Here is a 1141-nt window from a genome sequence, read left to right on the forward strand (position 1 = left end):
TCGTTTTGCGCCGTTTGCGACAGTCGGTCGGTTACGGTACATTCCTTTAACAGGTTTCCGAACATCAACATCCCGATCAGCGGGGTCGCCGGGGGCAGTAGCAGACTCACAATAATGGCCACTAAAATCGGAAAAATGATTTTTTCCCGTTTGGAAACCGGTCGCAGCTGCTGCATTTTAATCTTTCGCTCCTCACTGTTGGTCAGGGCCATCATAATCGGCGGTTGGATAATCGGTACTAAGGCCATGTAGGAATAGGCCGCCACCGCAATGGGTCCCAGTAAGTGGGGGGCTAACTGAGAGGTTACCAGAATGGCTGTGGGGCCATCGGCTCCCCCGATGATTCCGATGGAGCCCGCCGCTTCCGGGGTGAAACCCATCAGGATGGCTCCGATAAAGGTAAAAAAGATTCCGAACTGGGCGGCGGCTCCTAAGAACACACTCTTCGGATTGGCAATCAAGGGACCGAAGTCCGTCATGGCCCCTACCCCGAGGAAAATCAAGGGCGGGAAAATTCCCAGTTGGTTTCCGGTATAAAAGTGCTGTAATAACCCTCCGGTGTTCTGAACCGTTTGTTCCACTTCCATACCCGCTTCAATGGCACCTTCTGCGCCACCACCGGGGGTAAGGATTTCGAACATCACCGTCATGGGTTCCATGACTCCGGATAAGGGTAGGTTCGTCAGTAGCATTCCAAAGGAAATTGGAACAAGCAGTAAGGGTTCAAACCCTTTTCCGATGGCCAGGAACAGCAGAAAACAGGCTATGATCAACATAATCATATGCTGGATTGTTAAGTTCATAAACCCGGTGGTTCCTATAAAATCTATAAAAACATCAACCATGTGTGCATCTCCTTTCAATCAGTTTCTATTTTCCTTAGCTTAAAGATACCAGTACGTCTCCGCTGTCCACAGATGCACCTTCCTCCACATGAACGTTCGCTACGGTCCCTGCTGCGGGAGCGCTGATTTCATTTTCCATCTTCATGGCTTCCAAGATGATTAAGGCCTGACCTTCTTCCACCGGGTCTCCCTCTTTCACTAAGACTTTCCAGATATTTCCCGGCATGGGGGCTTCCACGGTTTGAGCACCGGCGGGCGCCGCGGGGGCCGCTTCTTTTTTCGGTTCTTCCTTTTTC

Annotated in this window: 2 protein-coding genes; both read right to left on the reverse strand. The window is 51.0% G+C overall.

What is annotated here, in order from left to right; translation table 11 throughout:
- A partial coding sequence (locus ISALK_RS14835) for a sodium ion-translocating decarboxylase subunit beta (RefSeq protein ID WP_160723656.1) occupies window positions 1-845 on the reverse strand: 845 nt, incomplete at its 3' end.
- 34 nt (window positions 846-879) lie between these two features.
- A partial coding sequence (locus ISALK_RS14840; RefSeq protein ID WP_160723658.1) for an acyl-CoA carboxylase biotin carboxyl carrier protein subunit occupies window positions 880-1141 on the reverse strand: 262 nt, incomplete at its 5' end.

The sequence above is a fragment of the Isachenkonia alkalipeptolytica genome (assembly GCF_009910325.1).
Taxonomy (GTDB): Bacteria; Bacillota; Clostridia; order Peptostreptococcales; family T1SED10-28; genus Isachenkonia; species Isachenkonia alkalipeptolytica.